The organism is Photobacterium sp. AWH4_225 (assembly GCF_056158405.1).
Genome location: NZ_JBSWTF010000004.1, coordinates 301,844 through 318,171 on the forward strand (window position 1 = coordinate 301,844; position 16,328 = coordinate 318,171).

The 16,328-nt window shown below is 45.5% G+C and carries 18 protein-coding genes; 13 read left to right on the forward strand and 5 right to left on the reverse strand.

The genetic code is table 11. The features are described from left to right. Positions 1 to 73 precede the first annotated feature (73 nt). The 4 genes from ACXAD4_RS18790 to ACXAD4_RS18805 all read left to right on the forward strand — a co-directional run bounded on the left by ACXAD4_RS18790 (position 74) and on the right by ACXAD4_RS18805 (position 2,162). Positions 74 to 241: a hypothetical protein gene (locus ACXAD4_RS18790; protein WP_475243355.1), complete on the forward strand. Its 168-nt coding sequence runs from the start codon at positions 74 to 76 to the stop codon at positions 239 to 241. Positions 242 to 437: 196 nt separating this feature from the next. Then, positions 438 to 623: a hypothetical protein gene (locus tag ACXAD4_RS18795; RefSeq protein WP_475243356.1), complete on the forward strand. Its 186-nt coding sequence runs from the start codon at positions 438 to 440 to the stop codon at positions 621 to 623. Then, positions 592 to 1,587: a hypothetical protein gene (locus ACXAD4_RS18800; protein ID WP_475243357.1), complete on the forward strand. Its 996-nt coding sequence runs from the start codon at positions 592 to 594 to the stop codon at positions 1,585 to 1,587. Before ACXAD4_RS18795 ends, ACXAD4_RS18800 begins: the two co-directional genes overlap by 32 nt. Next, positions 1,584 to 2,162: a hypothetical protein gene (locus ACXAD4_RS18805; protein WP_475243358.1), complete on the forward strand. Its 579-nt coding sequence runs from the start codon at positions 1,584 to 1,586 to the stop codon at positions 2,160 to 2,162. The genes ACXAD4_RS18800 and ACXAD4_RS18805 overlap by 4 nt, the downstream gene beginning before the upstream one ends. Positions 2,163 to 2,626: 464 nt before the next feature. On the opposite strand, the gene ACXAD4_RS18810 is transcribed toward ACXAD4_RS18805, so the two are convergent. Next, complete coding sequence (locus tag ACXAD4_RS18810) at positions 2,627 to 3,175, reverse strand: recombinase family protein (protein WP_475243359.1); 549 nt, start codon at positions 3,173 to 3,175, stop codon at positions 2,627 to 2,629. A 412-nt stretch (positions 3,176 to 3,587) separates the two neighbouring features. After that, entirely contained in the window at positions 3,588 to 3,752 is a 165-nt protein-coding gene (locus ACXAD4_RS18815; RefSeq protein ID WP_475243361.1) for a hypothetical protein, read from the reverse strand. Positions 3,753 to 3,966: 214 nt separating this feature from the next. Here ACXAD4_RS18815 and ACXAD4_RS18820 point away from each other — a divergent pair, with 214 nt between their 5' ends. From ACXAD4_RS18820 to ACXAD4_RS18860, 9 genes are all read left to right on the forward strand, one after another. Further along, a complete protein-coding gene (locus ACXAD4_RS18820) occupies positions 3,967 to 4,872 on the forward strand; it encodes a helix-turn-helix domain-containing protein (RefSeq protein ID WP_475243362.1) in 906 nt (301 codons plus the stop codon). A 141-nt stretch (positions 4,873 to 5,013) separates the two neighbouring features. Beyond that, positions 5,014 to 5,373, forward strand: a complete 360-nt coding sequence (locus tag ACXAD4_RS18825) for a carboxymuconolactone decarboxylase family protein (protein ID WP_107296888.1) — start codon at positions 5,014 to 5,016, stop codon at positions 5,371 to 5,373. Beyond that, positions 5,373 to 5,888 carry a VOC family protein gene (locus tag ACXAD4_RS18830; protein ID WP_475243364.1) on the forward strand — a complete coding sequence of 172 codons (516 nt, stop codon included), beginning with the start codon at positions 5,373 to 5,375 and terminating at the stop codon, positions 5,886 to 5,888. Before ACXAD4_RS18825 ends, ACXAD4_RS18830 begins: the two co-directional genes overlap by 1 nt. Then, the gene (locus ACXAD4_RS18835) at positions 5,885 to 6,325 is read left to right on the forward strand and encodes a DMT family transporter (RefSeq protein ID WP_475243365.1); all 441 of its coding nucleotides are present in this window, start codon (positions 5,885 to 5,887) and stop codon (positions 6,323 to 6,325) included. The genes ACXAD4_RS18830 and ACXAD4_RS18835 overlap by 4 nt, the downstream gene beginning before the upstream one ends. Continuing rightward, positions 6,322 to 6,780 (forward strand): DMT family transporter, encoded by a 459-nt coding sequence (locus ACXAD4_RS18840; RefSeq protein WP_475243367.1) that lies wholly within the window; start codon positions 6,322 to 6,324, stop codon positions 6,778 to 6,780. Before ACXAD4_RS18835 ends, ACXAD4_RS18840 begins: the two co-directional genes overlap by 4 nt. Next, positions 6,773 to 7,102 carry a hypothetical protein gene (locus tag ACXAD4_RS18845; RefSeq protein ID WP_475243369.1) on the forward strand — a complete coding sequence of 110 codons (330 nt, stop codon included), beginning with the start codon at positions 6,773 to 6,775 and terminating at the stop codon, positions 7,100 to 7,102. Before ACXAD4_RS18840 ends, ACXAD4_RS18845 begins: the two co-directional genes overlap by 8 nt. An 88-nt stretch (positions 7,103 to 7,190) precedes the next feature. Beyond that, positions 7,191 to 8,114: a LysR family transcriptional regulator gene (locus tag ACXAD4_RS18850; protein ID WP_475243370.1), complete on the forward strand. Its 924-nt coding sequence runs from the start codon at positions 7,191 to 7,193 to the stop codon at positions 8,112 to 8,114. 183 nt (positions 8,115 to 8,297) lie between these two features. After that, positions 8,298 to 8,867: a HAMP domain-containing protein gene (locus ACXAD4_RS18855; RefSeq protein ID WP_475243371.1), complete on the forward strand. Its 570-nt coding sequence runs from the start codon at positions 8,298 to 8,300 to the stop codon at positions 8,865 to 8,867. Beyond that, on the forward strand, positions 8,845 to 11,280 hold the full coding sequence (locus ACXAD4_RS18860; protein ID WP_475243372.1) for a tetratricopeptide repeat protein: 2,436 nt from the start codon (positions 8,845 to 8,847) through the stop codon (positions 11,278 to 11,280). Before ACXAD4_RS18855 ends, ACXAD4_RS18860 begins: the two co-directional genes overlap by 23 nt. 99 nt (positions 11,281 to 11,379) lie before the next feature. Here ACXAD4_RS18860 and ACXAD4_RS18865 read toward each other — a convergent pair whose 3' ends face one another. The 3 genes from ACXAD4_RS18865 to ACXAD4_RS18875 all read right to left on the reverse strand — a co-directional run bounded on the left by ACXAD4_RS18865 (position 11,380) and on the right by ACXAD4_RS18875 (position 16,322). Continuing rightward, a complete protein-coding gene (locus ACXAD4_RS18865; RefSeq protein ID WP_475243374.1) occupies positions 11,380 to 12,648 on the reverse strand; it encodes a Rid family hydrolase in 1,269 nt (422 codons plus the stop codon). 606 nt (positions 12,649 to 13,254) lie between these two features. Then, positions 13,255 to 14,121: an endonuclease/exonuclease/phosphatase family protein gene (locus ACXAD4_RS18870; protein WP_475243375.1), complete on the reverse strand. Its 867-nt coding sequence runs from the start codon at positions 14,119 to 14,121 to the stop codon at positions 13,255 to 13,257. Between the two features lie 80 nt (positions 14,122 to 14,201). Further along, a complete protein-coding gene (locus ACXAD4_RS18875; protein WP_475243377.1) occupies positions 14,202 to 16,322 on the reverse strand; it encodes a metallophosphoesterase in 2,121 nt (706 codons plus the stop codon). Positions 16,323 to 16,328: the final 6 nt, after the last annotated feature.

Consider the following 16,328-nt stretch of genomic DNA (forward strand, 5'->3'; position numbering starts at 1 on the left):
GAAAAATTCCAAACTGGAAAAATTACTAATAATAAGAGACCTGTCTTGTTAACCAGATATGAGGACATATTCAATGTTACCCCACAACCTAGAAACCCTTAACTTCTCCCAGCTTGAGAAGGTAATCAGTACTAAGCAACAGCGACTTGAAATCATCCGTGATGAACTTAAGGTACTGAAAAAGCAAATCAAGAAAACAACACCATTCCCGCAGCGTGGTCGCAGCCAGAAAGCAGCTTAACCCAGCGTCTCCCACTGGGGTTCATCGTAGGCAAATCCCTATTGCTAATCGAGAGCACAGTGAAAAATACGCAGTTGCGTCTTGTACAAAATACGCACTTTACGTGACTGGTCTCGGGACTTGTTCCCGATTGACCCCAACCAAAGGACAACCCGACTATCAACCCCGACTATCGTAGTCGACCAAGGAGGACATTTTGGAAAAGAAAGACCCAGTAAACATTCGATTCAGGCTTGACCCTGAACTATTGGACGACTTTGAGCAACTCGCCAAAGAACGTCAAACCACTATCACTCGCTTGGTATCCAAAGCCATGCGCCACTACTTGAAAGCCCAAAGAGGTAACAACTATGTCAGCGACAACCCAGTACAATCCCAATAACATCATTACTCGCCAACCACGTGGCATCATCCGCGACGGTTATGGTTCCGTTTCCCCGTTCCTTGACTTCAAACTCGTTGACCTCATCGTCTCCGAAGGACAGCAACAACCTGTCCGAGTAGCCTTGACTCAATCACCTGATGACGAGCAACCACAGCACTACCTGATTGACGGTAATCATCGTCTTGCCGCGTCAGAAGTAGCAGAGCGTGACCTCCTTGGTTTTGAACCTGAACCAATGGACTGGCACACCTACTTGGCAGAGAACGCCCTCGCCAACTACAACAAACTAGCTGAAGCTCAAACTACGAAAGCACAGCGTCAAGAAATGGTGTACTCGTTTTACTCTGGTCTCCTCCAGTCAGGTGGAACTATCCAAGGCAAAGAACTCACCGCTATGTTTGAAAGTCCCGTTATCAGTAAGGGCACTATCAATCGTATGTTTACCCGTATTACCAAGGCCAGTAAGCTCGAAGGTTTCCAGTTCCCACCGAGCTACATTGAACTTCTGCCAGCTATGAAAGCACATGAAGGTCAAGTCACTCTGCCCCCTGTTGGCATGGTGTTAAAACAACAAGAAAAGCTTGACCAAATCGGTGACATTCTGTCCGAGTGTAATGATGCTACCCTGTCAGCTTTGCCTGACTACTTGAAGAAAATCGACTACATCCGTAGCCAAGCAATCAAGAAAGAAATGACCCGCTACCGTAATCGTTCTGATGTCCAGAAGTCAGCCCGTGAGACAGTGCGAAAGAACATCATCCAGACTGGTAAAGACGTAGCCGAAAGCTACCGTGGCACTTACCACTCAGCAATGATTATCCAGCACCTCAGCAAAGACCCGAGCTTGAAGCAGGAACTCTTTGACTACCTCTCGAAAGACCCAGAGGTCAAAGCAGAACCAGTCGAGACCATCAAGGAAATCATCGTTCCAGTTGACCAAAATGGTGAGGTGGTGCTATGAGGTTTGACAGTAAGCACGAGAAGGAATGTTATAGCCAGTTACTTGAGGTAGGTAAGGTCGGTCGAGTCAGCAAGATGTTTGGTTTCGACCCCAAGCTCAAAAAGCGTAAGCTCGACTTCTCTTTTCTGACAGCGAAAGGACATAGGGTTATCGTTGAAGCCAAGGACGGCTATATGCGAACCATAGCAGCTCACAAGCAGGAGCTTGATAGACTCAAGGCCAAGTATCGTTATTGCCGAGAAAACGTCAACATCAAGCGCCTGAAAGCAGCAGAGAACGACAACCACAGCATCGAGAGAAACCTGTCAGCATTCTGGCACGCCCTCCAGCACGACTACCAGTGTGGTGTCCTGATGACCAAGGACGGAGTTTGGACAAAGACTTGGCAAAGCAAGTACAAGTATTTTATGGAAGTATGCCAGCGTGACCGCTATGACCTACCACTCTTTTCAGTGTCGGTAAAATCATCACAGTATCTTCCTGACCTTGTGGATTTGGCAGTAAGCAGTGAAGCAGAGCCAAGCCTCATCTTCGACTTGACCAAGAAAAAAGTTATAGCAGCAGGAAAGCTATAACCACAAATACGCAAGTGCGTTCTGAACAAAATACGCAACTGCGTCTTGTACAAATCTTGGGAAATACGCACCTGCGTTCTGAACAAAATACGCAAATCTTGTGACTGGCCTCGGCACATGGTGTCGAGTAGCCCCTTATCAATAGGAAACAGGTAGCATAAATCAATAATCTTAACCTCACCATTCTGTTACCTTGAAAACCTCGGCAAAGGACTGCCTTGCCTCCGGCAATACCCTGCTTTCCAAGCAGCAATCTCCCGCTGTTTAAGCGGCTCTTTCCTTGAGCCATACCCTTGCTCATCTTTTCTATTTAAAGCCCGTAGCAGCGCCCACAGGTAGCTTATTTTTGATGTTTGTCGCTACTGCCTACGGCAGACATCCTGCTTTTCAAGCAGACGCGAGAACATTCAACTCCGTTGTTTGAGTCCTATTTCTGGCAATAGCGCTTGACTGCTGAAAGCAGGCTATCCCGCGCAATAGCGCTTGACAGTAGCCACCGATAGGTCGAAGTGTTCAGCCGTCTGCTTGATACTCGCCTCATTTGCTTGTCTCCACTGCTTGACCTCATCCTTATCCAGCTTTTGTTTCCGTCCAAACTTCACACCCTTGGCCTTGGCCTGTTCCCTACCCTCGGTAGTCCTGCTCACTATCATTGAGTGTTCCAACTCAGCAAACATAGCCAACAGTTGTACCATCGCCTTGCTCATCGGACTGTCATTACTCGTGTCAATACCATCATCCAGTGACTTGATACTGACTCCTTTCTTTGACAGCGCCTCAACAGCATTAAGCACTTGGGTTATGCTCCTCCCAAGTCTATCGAATTTCTTCACTACTACAGTGTCACCTTTCCGAGCAAAGTCAGTCAGCTCCTTCAGTGCCTCGCCATTGGTCTGACTCTTACCTGAATACTTGCCGCCATAGATGTGCTCGCATCCAGCTTCAACCAGTGCTTGCTCCTGTATCTCCAAGTCTTGTTCTTTCGTACTTACTCTCATGTAACCAATCAACATCAGGGTAGCTCCTATTTCTATACTTTTGAGCCACCATTCTACCCCCAGCTCAAAACATTGTCAATCCTATTATGAGCCATAGCTCACCAACCTATCAATAACTTGAGCCACCAACATGCTTGTCTCTTACTCAAACCTCTGCCTACTGTAATACCCCCCACTCTTTAAACTTTTCCTTGTTTCTGTGGCCAAAACCGGCCACCCCCGTAACCCCATTTGACTTTTTCCACCTGTTCAGATGACGCCTGTCCACACCGGAGGGGAAAAAATAAATGGTTTTCACTACCCACGGAGTAACATCTTGGTAGCTCTCCGGTAAATAATGTAAAAGTCAATAAGTCGAAGTCTAAAATTTTTCGGGGGAAATTTTTGAAGTCTTTACAACGTTTTACTTGGATTACGCAGCTGCACGTCACAGGCTTTTCCTGCTCCGCAGGGGCAGAGGGTTATTTGACTGGACAACTACTGTTGTCCATGCGCCAGTAACTATCACCACAGGCGGGTTTTCAACACCTTCTGGCAAATACAGGTTTGCAGCTAATTGGCCTACGCCGGTATTCAATTTGATATGTTCCATAATGCTATCCTCTGAAAACGAAGCTGAGTAGTTATTGGTTACTGAGCGGTCCTGACGCCTAACTTGAGTTCAGCTTAGCAATACGACCACGTTGCCGATTGAACATTGCTGCTTGGATTTTGGTACAAAATTGCAGCTACTAACCGGCTGTTGACGAAATGGCTAGCTGTCAGCTAGGTTATTGAAAGGAAAGGTGTGGCATAGAGGACCAGTGATGAAATCCAGCCTGAAATTTTTCGACTTCAAGTCAGATAAATTATCGGATTGCGGCAATGTTTTAGAGATTGAATTCTCGAACCAAGGGCTAAACTGGCCGGGGATTGTGCTGGAAAAAGGTACCTCTCCCCATTTCTACCCACAAAATGTCTACACCCCGTACTTCTATTTCGCTCTGGCGCTGGAAAAGGATTTGAACTGGAGTGTCGAGCAAGACGGCAGTTTTTCAGAATTAAAAACCAGCCCGGGTAATATCTGGATCAATCCGCCGAAAACACCATTTACCCATGATATTTCCGAACCCTGCTATTTCGTGATTCTGGCAATAGAAGAACAAGAGTTTCTCAGTCACTGCCCTCTCAACCTAGAAGGAATAGAGCTGCAGTTTCTCAATAACTACAACGTAATGGATGAAACGATTAAAGGCATCATGGAGTTATTTATGCTGGAGGCGAAAGCCAAAGGCAGGAATGGGGATATATACCTAAAAAACTTAATTTCGCTATTGTCGACGCATTATGTCCAGAATTACTCGAATTTTTATGACCAAAAAAACAAGCAATTATCCTCATCGAAGTTTGACCACCAGCAGGTTAGCCGGATAGACCAATACATTGACGACAATATAGGCAGTCATATTTCGGTTGATGATCTTGCTGACTTATTGAAATGCAGTAAATTTTACTTTCTGCGGGAATTCAAAAAATTAGTGGGGGTCACACCCTACCAATACTTGATGACCAAGCGGCTGGAACAGGCCAAGGCCTTACTATCCGGTGAGTCTGTCAATATCGCTGTCACAGCCCATGATCTTGGCTTCAACGATCAATCCCATTTCACCCGTGCATTCAAAAACCACTTCGGCATCACGCCTGGCCAATTCATCAAGCAGGGCCAATCCTAGCTATTTCCCTTCATCATCACTTGTGCAGATCCTGCACAAGTGATGTTCCAACCTGTTAGTTTTTCATATCTCCCCGATCCCTATAATGCCCCTCATCTGCTGCACAGGCAGCTAATCGACTTACTGATGAGGGTGTCATCCATGACAAACAAATATCAAAACGCGGTACTGGACGATCAAGCATTGATTGATGGTCTCAAAGCTATCAACCCAGTATGGGGCGATCTGACTGTCAGGGTCGCCGGTGAAGTTTGGGGCCAGCCACTACTCGACCAGAAGACCAAAGCGTTGATCACCATTGCCATTGATCAGATGGCATTGAATGTCACCGGTGAAGGCAACCCCTTTGGCGCGCATGTTGATATGGCCCTCAAGCAAGGTGCGACCTATCAGGAGATTGAAGAGTTAATTGTCTTTGCCTCGGCTTATACCGGCTTCAATAAAGGGGCAACAACCATGGGCGCACTTAATAAAATCCGTCACGAGCGAGGTGATATCTAATGGCTATTCCTGGACTTAAAAAACCCGATCATATCGGCTTTACTGTACCAAATATTGATCAAGCGGTGTCATTTTTCAGCAACCACTTCGGCTTTGAGCTTGCCTATGAATTTGGGCCGTTTGCTGCTGACGACAACTGGATGGCCGAGCATTTAAATGTTAATCCGCGTGCTGAAATCAGCAAAATTGCGGTCATGAATGCCGGCGGAATCAACCTGGAAATTTTCGAATATGCCGACAATATCCACCGATGCAAAACAGCGCCGAACAATGCTGACATCGGCGGCCACCACCTAGCGTTCTATGTCGACGATATGGATTCGGCTGTGAGCTACCTGAAAGAACAAGGTATTGAGGTTTTGGGTACACCAAACGTCATGACAGATGGCCCGACAGCAGGTGAAAGCTGGGTTTACTTTATGGCACCTTGGGGCATGCAACTTGAGCTGGTTTCTTACCCTAACGGTAAAGCCTATGAAAAAACCTCAACTGTTGCGTTGTTTGACCCACGATGAACCTTATTTACGTATTGCTCGTTGTGATTGCGGGTATGGGTCTGTCCTTTGAGGCAGGCCTACTCGGCCCTTTGGGGAGTGAGGTCGGCCACTTGTGGGCAACCTTGAGTATTTTTGGTGTTGGGGCATCACTGCTGTGGCTGATCAGCCTCTTCATACCAAGTAAAGAAACCGTAAGCCTGCACACTCTTCCCAAGTGGCAATTGTCAGGTGGTTTGCTCGGACCGATATATGTTGTGGTACTAACACTTGCTACGCCGGCATTGGGGGTCGCGATGACAATGATCGGCGTACTAACCGGGCAAATTGGCAAGAGCTTTGCCATCGACTATTTCGGCTGGTTTGGCACTGCCAAAAAACCAGTCAATAAATTACGTGTGTTAAGTATCTTGTTTGTCATCTTGGCGATGTTTTTCAGTTACATGGGGGCCGCATGATTATTTTTGTCTTGCTAGCCATTTTATCCGGCATAGCGCTGAGCGCACAGGCAGCAATCAACGGGCAACTTGGGGTAAAGGTCGGAGTAATCAGAAGCTCATTGCTGACATTTACCGTTGGTACGGTGGTGACGGCCTTGCTGATTTTCTTTTTCGAGCCTAGCTTTGATGCCACTTTGCTCACCGTTCCTAAATGGCAGTTAACCGGCGCGCTATTTGGCATTGTATATATGGTCGTCATGGTCGCTGCAGTACCTAAAATTGGCGTTGCTGTCGCCACTGTAGCTACCATTTTTGGCCAAATGACGATGAGCCTGTTTATCGATACGGCAGGTTTACTCGGCAATGAGCCTATTGCCCTCAATTACTGGCGATTAGCTGCCATGCTATGCATCGCCGCAGCCCTTGTATGTATTTTTATGGCGAACCGATCGCCGGAGAATAACAATGACTAAACAAGCAACGACCCTTATAGTTTTTTTCAATTTAAAAGATGGCGTTAGCGAGTCTGATTATCTGCATTGGGCACAAAACATTGACCTACCCACGGTCAATTCCCTTAACAGTGTGGCATCATTTGATGTCTATAAAGGGCTATCAATCCTCGGCCAAGATACTCCATCACCGTATCAGTACTTCGAGGTCATTAACCTGAAATCGGAAGCCGCTTTTCTGGATGAGATCCAGTCTGAAGTAATGACCAAGGTCATAGAGCAATTCCAAGCTTTCACCAAAGACGCGAGCTTTATTTCAACTCAAAATATTGCTGCTCGATAAACAAAAAATTAAGGCAAGCTACTCAAGTGGCTTGCCTTTTTAATATACAAAACCTTAACTCTAGCTATGTGATTGATGGATGCTGCTCATGAAATATGATGTATCGCTGCTGGAAATAAAACTGTTCTTGATGACGTGCCAGTATGGCAACTTCTCTGAAGTCGCAAGACGGCAGGATTTAACGCCCTCTTCGGTATCAAGGAAAATGGCACAACTAGAAGAAAAGGTTGGCACCAAACTACTACACCGCCATACAAGGGCGATTTCCCTCACCGATGAAGGTGCAGCCTTTGCCAAGCACTGCAATGAAATAATCCATCAGTTTGAAATGGTGACAGAGCGCATCGAACAAAGGGCTGATACCCCACGCGGTACCGTCAAAATCAGTGCACCTGTGGCATTTGGTCGACTGCATATCGCGCCTTATCTTGCCGAACTGCTTGAGCGCTACCCTTTGCTCAAAGTCGAACTGCATCAAACAGACGCTTTTATCGACCCTGCCCTCGAAGGGATAGATCTATTAATACGCGTAGGTGTGCTTCAGGACTCATCCATGAGAATGAAACGCTTTGGCAATCAACAATATGTGATGGCTGCCAGCCCAAATTATTTAAAAGTCCATGGAACACCGCAAACACCGGAAGATCTAGCCAAGCATAACTGTTTGGTGTTTAAGGGAACAAAAGGGTTACAACGCTGGTTTATCGGCATTGAATCGCTCACACCTTATGACGTGAGCGGCACGCTTTATAGCAATAACGCCGAAACCCTTGTCAGCGCAGCCGTCAATGGTGCCGGTCTTGTGCTGTTCCCTACTTGGTTGATTGGCGAAGAAATCAAAGCCGAGCAGTTGCTACCTGTAATGACCGATTACCGATTATCGACAACCTCGGAGCCACAAACTATCAGTGCCCTATATTTAGAAACCGATAATCTCGCCCCCAAGGTCAGAGTGGTAATTGACTTTTTTACCCAAAAATACGGCAAGCCTTGCTACTGGGATAACATTTAATTTCGGTAACACTGATAAGATGATCGACCTCTCAGATCCCACTAACAAAGAACGATTTCCGAAACGCTTAACTCACACGGTATAAACTTTATATACAACAAGTTTATTATCGGTACTGCTATGCTTTTGAAATCTCGTTTTATAGCCATATTTAAAGGAATAAAAGTATGGCTACTCAAGCGCATGATATGGCGTATATTATTTATTGCCCTGTTCAGTGCGGTTATCAATGCTGCTCAGTTCTATTTCTTCTACTCCCAAACTCTAGAAGTATTAGCGCAAGAATTATCCTTCCAGTTATTGCCTGAAGAGTTAAACGCCGTCGCCCAGTCTCTACCTTCTATGTATGAAGCCATGAACAATTGGCTGATATTACTACTTTCATTGCAGCTTGCATTAGCCACATGGGCTGGATGTTGGCTCAGTTATCGCCTTTACGGCCCTGTCGAACGTATTCGCAATGCCCTAGTCGACATCTCTATGGGGAAATTATCTTCAGAAATTCAAATTCGAAAAGGCGATGAACTTACCGATATCGCCGAGGACATCAATGACAGTTCCGCTCGTATTCAAGTCATGGTAATGAGCATGAAGGAGAACATCACCGTTTTAGAAAAGTGTGATTTACCTCAGGAGCAAACCTTACACCTTGAGACCATTAGGCATAACTTGGAGTACTTCGAAACCCTAGAAATTGATTACAGCGATCCCCCAAAAAGTAAAGTTGAGTATGATGATGAACCCGTGGTCTAAATCCCAGGTCAGATTCGACGTAATCATCACACTGCTGATATCTACCTTATTACTTGGAAGCATCCAATCAGCAAGAGCCAAAAGCGCGGATCAGACTATTGGGGAAGGCATACAACTGATTCAGCAGGGACAAGTCAGCGCTGCAAAAGCACGCCTGAGCGGTATCCCTGAACCCTATAGTGGAGAAGCCTTATTCCTCGCAGCCCGGATTGCCGAATTCGAACACAGTTGGACTCAAGCCATGTCGTTATACCGGCAATACTTGAGCGAAGATCCTTTCAGTGTCCATCAGCTCGAAGCCCGTGCGGCCTTTGCGCTTTTAAGAGCTTACAGGAATGATTCCCTACTCGCCGATTTTCTGTATCTCATCCAACTTCGCGATCAAAATGCCATTGCCCAAATGCAGCAAGCAAGCTCGAGGCTATATGCCACCCACCCTAAACAGCCATTAGCTATACGTGGCCAAATTTTAATGGCTCATAGCTTGCTTGAACTCGCACTACAACCTCAAAAAGCCTTAGAGCTATACCTGAAGATTGCTGATGCTACAGTTTCAATGCAAGAAGATTGGTATATACAGGCCACATTTGGCGCTGTGTTCTCTGCCTTAAGAGCCAACCAAACGTTAGTTGCAAAGGCACAATTTGAACAACTTCAAGCAAAGCTCGACTCCAGTTGGGCTAACCGAAATAGCCTGCTTGCCCGAAGCTGGCAACAAAGGGTCAACGCCATGGCATTTATGCTCAACTTGCAATCCAGCGAGGATGTTAAGAACGACGAACCTTTCCTATGGGGAGTCGGGGCACGCTTGCTACTTGATAACCCTGCTGGTAGCGGCCAAAACTTCTCACCCATTTGGCAAACTTTAACCGAGCAAGAATTGGCAGTAAGAAGCGTCACCTTGTGGATCACCCAAGAGAGTGACTGGCACTGGCTACGTTCCGATCTTTTACGAGGTGCTCACGCTAATGGCTATATTCCCATGATCAGCTACTGGTTCTTTGGCGATAAGATCAGCCCTGAATATGTTGAAGCAAACCGACAGCGCTATCTTGATGGAATCAAGTACAAGTTGATCCCACTATTGCGAGATCTACCACAGGCTTACTTGATCCTTGAACCTGAATTCAACAAGCAAGGCATCGAAACATGGGAGGGCTGGGATCCACTAATGCTTGAGGCCATCGCACTTATTCGCAAAGGTGCACCACAGGTAAAAATCGGTCTTGGGCTCGGTGACTGGGATCAACCCGGCAGCACGCCAAGCTATGCCAGCGCGCAGAAAAGTATTGAAGCTAGCGATTTTGTCGCCAGTATGTTGATGCTGTCTAGCTATACCGAAAGAGTCCATTCAGCCCCGGACTGGTCAGCATGGGTACGGACACTTCGACTTGGCGAGCGTTTACAACAGCGCTTCAACAAACCCTGGATGCTGGCTTACCTTTCAATCGCTTCTGAGCCAAATTGGGAAGCCCAGCAAGCCATCGAATTACAAAAGCTCAAAGACTACTTGCCTAAGCTCAGAGAGTTGGGGTTATTTGCGCTCAATTGGTTCTCCCTGACTGACGAACCCAACCAGCAAGGCTGGTTTTCCGATGCCGAGCAAAGTTTTGGCCTACTCACTGCTGACTATCAAGCCAAGGCCTCTTTCAACGTTTACAAGCAACTGGTTGATAACAAAAGCGAACCAAACACCCCACCCCAAATACTCAGCTTCACGGTGGAAAAAATTCCCGCCCCGGTACTCACTCCCTTGACCATCAATGCCGAATTCTCCCATTGGGCAGTTTGGCAAGTCATTATCAAGCAGGAAGATAACAAATGGGTGTCACAGGGGGTCGGCGACTCACTAAAACTCAATTGGCACGGTCAGATGCTGCCAGAGTGGGCGCATTCCGGTCCGGTTACAATCAGTCTTTCACTTAACGGACAGATCGTAACGCAATCCCAGGCTTCGTGGGATGGAACATTAAGTAGTACTTCTATCGTTAATGAAAGTATGACGCTCAGTACCTGGCAAATATGGCAAAGAGAGCCACCGGAAAAACTGAACCCGTCCATACTAGGAAAAAAGGTGCTCGGAAAAGAAACGCTCGGAAAAGAGACTAGCGGCGCATTAGAAATTGTGTTGACCAACACTTCACCAGAGCAGGTGTCGTCGCTTTATGTTGGTCTGATAGACAGTGAGGGGTACTTACAAACACTCTCCTCCTCTGGATATACCTACTCTCAGAGAAATAACATTGCTATAAATATTCCATTGTCGGAATTTAAGTATTCTTGGGTTAAGTATGAAAACGGTTTACCAATATGGAGAGAAAACCCAACTGGCACAATATCTATTGTGCTGCAGAACAGTGCTCAAACGCCTATTAATTTCGAAGTAAGCAAAGTACATACTTTATTGCCCTAATCAGAAATAACATTACTTCTTCTATTGTTGAGTAATAAAAAGGCAGGTATTTAAAAATACCTGCCTAAATCTTATAACCTAAGTTTAATTACTTAAATATTATTTTACTTGCGGTAGTGTACCTTCACCGTTAGAAACAACGGCATCGATTTGCACCAAGGCATTCATCTCAATCTGGGAAATGCCAACCACTGTACGAGCTGGTAGTTCGCCATTGAAGAAAGTGGTGTAAACCTCGTTAATTGCTTCAATATCAGCAACATCTTTCAAGTGGATGTTGATTTTAACGATATCGTCCATAACATGGTCAACGCTTTCAACAATCGCTTTGATGTTCTTCAAGCACTGCTCTGCCTGCTCTTTAGCACCACCAGCAACGATAGCGTTTGTCGCAACATCCACTGGCAGCTGAGCAGCAATGTGGTTGTAGTGAGAGAACGCAACAGTTTGGGTGTGTAGCGCGTTACGTGGAGCAGCATCAGTGTTGTTAGCACGAATAACGATGTTGTGGCGATCTTCAACTTCTTGCGGTGGTGTACCGTCACCGTGAGAAACAGAAGCGTCGATTTGCACTAAAGCGCCCATAGGTAGCGCATCTGCTGCAATGATTGAGCGTGCTGGTACGTAGGCCACTGTTCGAGCGATAGATGAATCAGGGAAGAAGGTTGAGTAGACTTCGTTCACTGCATCAACATTAGCTAGATCGCTTAGGTATAGGTTGATTTTAACGATGTCATCAAATGGTACATCGATGCTTTCAAGGATCGCTTTCATGTTCTTCAAACACTGAGCAGTTTGCTCCTTCACACCACCTTCAACGACAGCACCCGTTTTCGGGTCTACTGGCAGCTGAGCTGAGATATTATTGTAGTGAGAGAAAGCAACAGTGTGAGTCGCTAATGGATTTAGCGGGGCATTTTCAGTGTTGCGAGTCAGTTTAACAAGCGGGCAAGGTGCTTGAGGAGCAGTACCTTCGCCGTTAGAAATTAGTGCATCCATCTGAACGCGTGCATCGCTCATTGGTAGCGCTGCAACTTGAACCACAGTACGGGTTGGGATCAGGTTATCAAAGAAAGTCGCGTAGACTTCGTCTACCGCTTCCATGTCTGCAATATCTTTAAGGAACACGTTGATTTTAACAACGTCGTCCATCACGTGATCGATGCTCTCTACAATCGCCTTGATGTTTGTTAGACACTGTTTAGCCTGCTCTTTGATATCGCCAACAACAATCTCACCTGTTTTAGGGTCAACAGGTAATTGTGCAGAGAAGTTATTGTAATGAGAGAAAGCCACTGTCTGAGTAGATACAGCGCTTAGAGGGGCATTTTCAGTGTTACGAGAAACTTTAATGATCGCATCAGTCATTTCTAATTATATCCTTTGATGTAGTACAGAAATAAATATCTATCTAAAGTAGATTTATTTTGAAGTGTTTTGAAAGTGAAGAGATAGTATGGGAAAAAATTAAGTTTAAATGTGACTTACATCAAAATATATTTTCACTAGCAGTTGACTATTGATAGAATAATTAGTCATTTTACGACTAATTATCCATAAAAGTGATTATTTGCTGATTACAGCTCCATTTTTTATTCAAATAATTCGCAAATAATGAATACAATCTCAGCTAGTTATAATTAAATTCTGTGATGTTTTAGTCATTTTTGATAGCTTGTTCACAATAAACATATCCAAGTTGATATACGCCATGCTTTTCTATGTCGCTTATAGCGCTATTAATGAATAAAAACCCTTATTAAATTCCAGTTGCGAATAAATATCGCCGCTTCATACGCATACTTCCACATGAAATTTAAGCTAACGAGCCAAATGTTAAATTATCCATTAAAATGATAGATAGTTGTTAACACCTCAATGGAAGTAAAAGTAATGAAGATATATAAAAAAGAAAAAGGCCAAACACATATGTTGGCCTTTTTAATAGGAATCTTATTCAATAGCGGTTATAAACTATTGAAATGAGATATTTGATATCACAGATAAGTGATCAGAAGCGTAAATACCGTCTTTAATTACATTCCGATATTCAAACGTGTTGACCGCTAATTTATCATTCACGAAAATGTAATCGATATCTTCCGGTTTCTCCTTGCCATAACCTTGATAGGTAAAGACTTGATCTTTATTGCCATTGACGCCAGTAAATGGTTGTTTGGTGATCTCCCTGGCATCCTGATACAAATCTGTTAATGCTTTATAAGATGCAGTATCACTCCGCTCAAAATTCAGGTCACCCAGAACAATAACCGCATCACCTGCACCGCCTGTTATTTCATCCGCTTTCTTGCTTAGCAATATCGCACTTTTTTGTCTTGCCGTTTGGCCAATGTGATCAAAATGGGCATTAAATACCAGTACGCGCTTACCGGTCGCTATCTCTTCCAAGCGCACCCACGTCGTTATACGGGTGAGATCGGCGTCCCAACCAACGCTGGCTACAACTTGTGGCGTTTCTGACAACCAGAATGTCCCACCACCAAGTTTTACATACTTATCATTGCGATAAAAAATCGGTACTGCTTCACCCTCAGCATTGCCGTCATCACGCCCTACCCCAACCCAACTGTATTCCGGCAATTGACGTGCCAGGTAACCGATCTGATCGCTGAAAGCTTCCTGTAACCCGGCAATGTCCGTTTGGGCAATGATATCTACCACTATTGCCTTACGGTTATCCCATGTATTGTTTCCATCGTATTCGCTGCCGGCAACACTGTCTTTGCTATTGCGGATATTGAACGACATCACATCGAAATCCGCTGCCATCGCCGGTAGGCCAAGGGATATTAATAATGCCACTGCAATTTTGTTCATCATTAATTTCTCCATTAATGAAATTAAGAAGTGGCAGGGAAAGATGATCTTCCCTGCAACAAGAGAACATTAACCTTTGAGGTTTACTGTTTAATCTTTGAAACCTTTCCTGTTTCCAGATCCAATCGCTTCAAATCCACGATGGTTCCTTTATCCAGATTCAACTCGAAGTGATAGCTTGGCTCGCCATTAGCAAACTTGGTCAAGATGCCAAATAAGCCGCCAAAACGTTGTTTGAACACATCGCCGAAATGGGTTGAATCCGTCACGGTCTGCTCAGCCAAGGTATTCGCCAAGAGTTCATATTGTGGCATCCGGTTTCGGTCAACGTCTTTGAAAGCCAATTCATCGGCGTTTCTCAAGCGGTAGAAATCGACAGCGAGATCGAAACCATTCCATTTTTCAAAGTCATCAAGCGATAGGCCATTGTCAGATGCTATCTGCTTGGCACTGGCCTCTGCCTGTTGCCATGCTTTAGAAAACGCGGGATCGTTAATGCCTGATGGGTCGAAGTTCACTGGAGTTTCCTGGCAAATTTCAATGGCATGGCGACCCTTTGCCAGTTTCATGACTTGCTCTTGAGTTAACGGGCTGTCCAACTGGCTAAGAGTCAGCATCTGACGACCATCGAGTGCAAATACCATCTGTTTCAAATCGCACGGCCATTCTTCCGGCAAGAAACGCATTCTTGTCAGTTCGGTAATATGCCAATTGGTAAACTCATAGTAATCCTTCGATGTCAGGACATCCTTGTTCCAAATTTCCTCAGCCCCTTCAGCCTTGAGGTGTTTCCACTCCTTCTCATAATGCTCAAACAACTCATCGAAACGCGGTACTTTGTCGAGTATCACCGTCTCGACTTCTACTTGGCTATCCGTTTTAAAGCTCAACAGTTTGTAGGCTGGAACATAGGCTGCCATCGACGGAGCCTGGACGTTAAATATGAAAGACCCATCATCATAGCGTTTCACACCGGTGTCATTGAAATGCATGTGGCCACCAATATGGAGCTTGATCCCCGTTTTAGCCAAAGCGTGGCTAACATCCTCTTTCGGTGAACGTGCCAACTGGAAGTTACCCGGACCAAAGATATCCTCTATGGTCTCCGCGGCGCCATTATAAAATTCCGTCATAGGGAAATGACTGAAAGCCACCAGCGTCTTACCTTCGGCATTGGCCCTTTCAACAACGGTTTTCATCCATTCAATCACATGCTGTTTGTGAGTCAGCATCTTGTTGTAGCCGGCATTACCCGAGCCAGCGAAGTTCGAAGCCAATTCTGGCTGAGCAGTATCGGCGTCAGCATTTGGGATATACACGTTGGCATCGATTGCCAGCAACCACAACCCTTCCACAGGCTCGACGAGGTAGCTAGTATCAGGTACCGTAAAACAAGCTGAATAGTTTGGCTGTTTATACTCTCCCCCCGTCCCTTCGTGGCAAATCTCATACTGGCGCTGTTGATAGTTCGATTGGGCCAATGCCTTGTCGAAGTCATATGTGACTTGGGTATAGGTTGAATATGGTGTTTCCCAATACACATTCGATGCCTGCGGGAAGAAACCAAAATCTCCCAACTCCGCCATCAGGCCTTCGTAACCAAGTTCACGGATTTCTTCGGTACATACCGTTGGTAATTCATGGCCAGCATTAATGACAGCACTTTTTCCTTCGTAACCGACACATTCATTGGCTCCTTTACTAAAAATACGCTGGGTTTTGCCGTCTTTGCCGAGGAAGTCCTTCTCCCCGCTAGGCCTATCAAATGGGCGAACCGGATCATGATTACCGGGTGCGGCAAAGAACTCAATGCCATAAGTCTGGGCATAATGGTCGAGTATTTTTTTCAATCCCCGGATATGAACCGGTTGGCCGTCATCACTGAAATCACCCGGCAGAGCGATATACTTCACACCACGCCGCACGGCATCATCAAGCGCTGCCAGAAGGGCAAAGTAGTTTTCATTAAACAAGCGGGTCGAAGTCAGCTGGGCATGCATACTGCGGATAGTTGCATTCTGCCCACTATGGCTGTTTTTCAGGCCATCGAAACTGCCATCGGTAAAATCACCATATACATCATGGAAATGAATATCCGGCATGAAGGCGATTTGAACCTGCTCCGCTGCCGAGGCCGTATTGAATGCCATTGCTGTAGCCATAGAAACGAGGAGCGCAACACTGCTTTTTCTGAACCTTTTCATTAAGGT

Coding starts and splice junctions, on each gene's coding strand:
- ACXAD4_RS18790 (WP_475243355.1), top strand. CDS start 74: ATGTTACCCCACAACCTAGAAACCCTTAACTTCTCCCAGCTTGAGAAG.
- ACXAD4_RS18800 (WP_475243357.1), top strand. CDS start 592: ATGTCAGCGACAACCCAGTACAATCCCAATAACATCATTACTCGCCAA.
- ACXAD4_RS18805 (WP_475243358.1), top strand. CDS start 1,584: ATGAGGTTTGACAGTAAGCACGAGAAGGAATGTTATAGCCAGTTACTT.
- ACXAD4_RS18810 (WP_475243359.1), bottom strand. CDS start 3,175: ATGTTGATTGGTTACATGAGAGTAAGTACGAAAGAACAAGACTTGGAG.
- ACXAD4_RS18815 (WP_475243361.1), bottom strand. CDS start 3,752: ATGGAACATATCAAATTGAATACCGGCGTAGGCCAATTAGCTGCAAAC.
- ACXAD4_RS18820 (WP_475243362.1), top strand. CDS start 3,967: ATGAAATCCAGCCTGAAATTTTTCGACTTCAAGTCAGATAAATTATCG.
- ACXAD4_RS18825 (WP_107296888.1), top strand. CDS start 5,014: ATGACAAACAAATATCAAAACGCGGTACTGGACGATCAAGCATTGATT.
- ACXAD4_RS18830 (WP_475243364.1), top strand. CDS start 5,373: ATGGCTATTCCTGGACTTAAAAAACCCGATCATATCGGCTTTACTGTA.
- ACXAD4_RS18835 (WP_475243365.1), top strand. CDS start 5,885: ATGAACCTTATTTACGTATTGCTCGTTGTGATTGCGGGTATGGGTCTG.
- ACXAD4_RS18840 (WP_475243367.1), top strand. CDS start 6,322: ATGATTATTTTTGTCTTGCTAGCCATTTTATCCGGCATAGCGCTGAGC.
- ACXAD4_RS18845 (WP_475243369.1), top strand. CDS start 6,773: ATGACTAAACAAGCAACGACCCTTATAGTTTTTTTCAATTTAAAAGAT.
- ACXAD4_RS18850 (WP_475243370.1), top strand. CDS start 7,191: ATGAAATATGATGTATCGCTGCTGGAAATAAAACTGTTCTTGATGACG.
- ACXAD4_RS18855 (WP_475243371.1), top strand. CDS start 8,298: ATGATATGGCGTATATTATTTATTGCCCTGTTCAGTGCGGTTATCAAT.
- ACXAD4_RS18860 (WP_475243372.1), top strand. CDS start 8,845: ATGATGATGAACCCGTGGTCTAAATCCCAGGTCAGATTCGACGTAATC.
- ACXAD4_RS18865 (WP_475243374.1), bottom strand. CDS start 12,648: ATGACTGATGCGATCATTAAAGTTTCTCGTAACACTGAAAATGCCCCT.
- ACXAD4_RS18870 (WP_475243375.1), bottom strand. CDS start 14,121: ATGATGAACAAAATTGCAGTGGCATTATTAATATCCCTTGGCCTACCG.
- ACXAD4_RS18875 (WP_475243377.1), bottom strand. CDS start 16,322: ATGAAAAGGTTCAGAAAAAGCAGTGTTGCGCTCCTCGTTTCTATGGCT.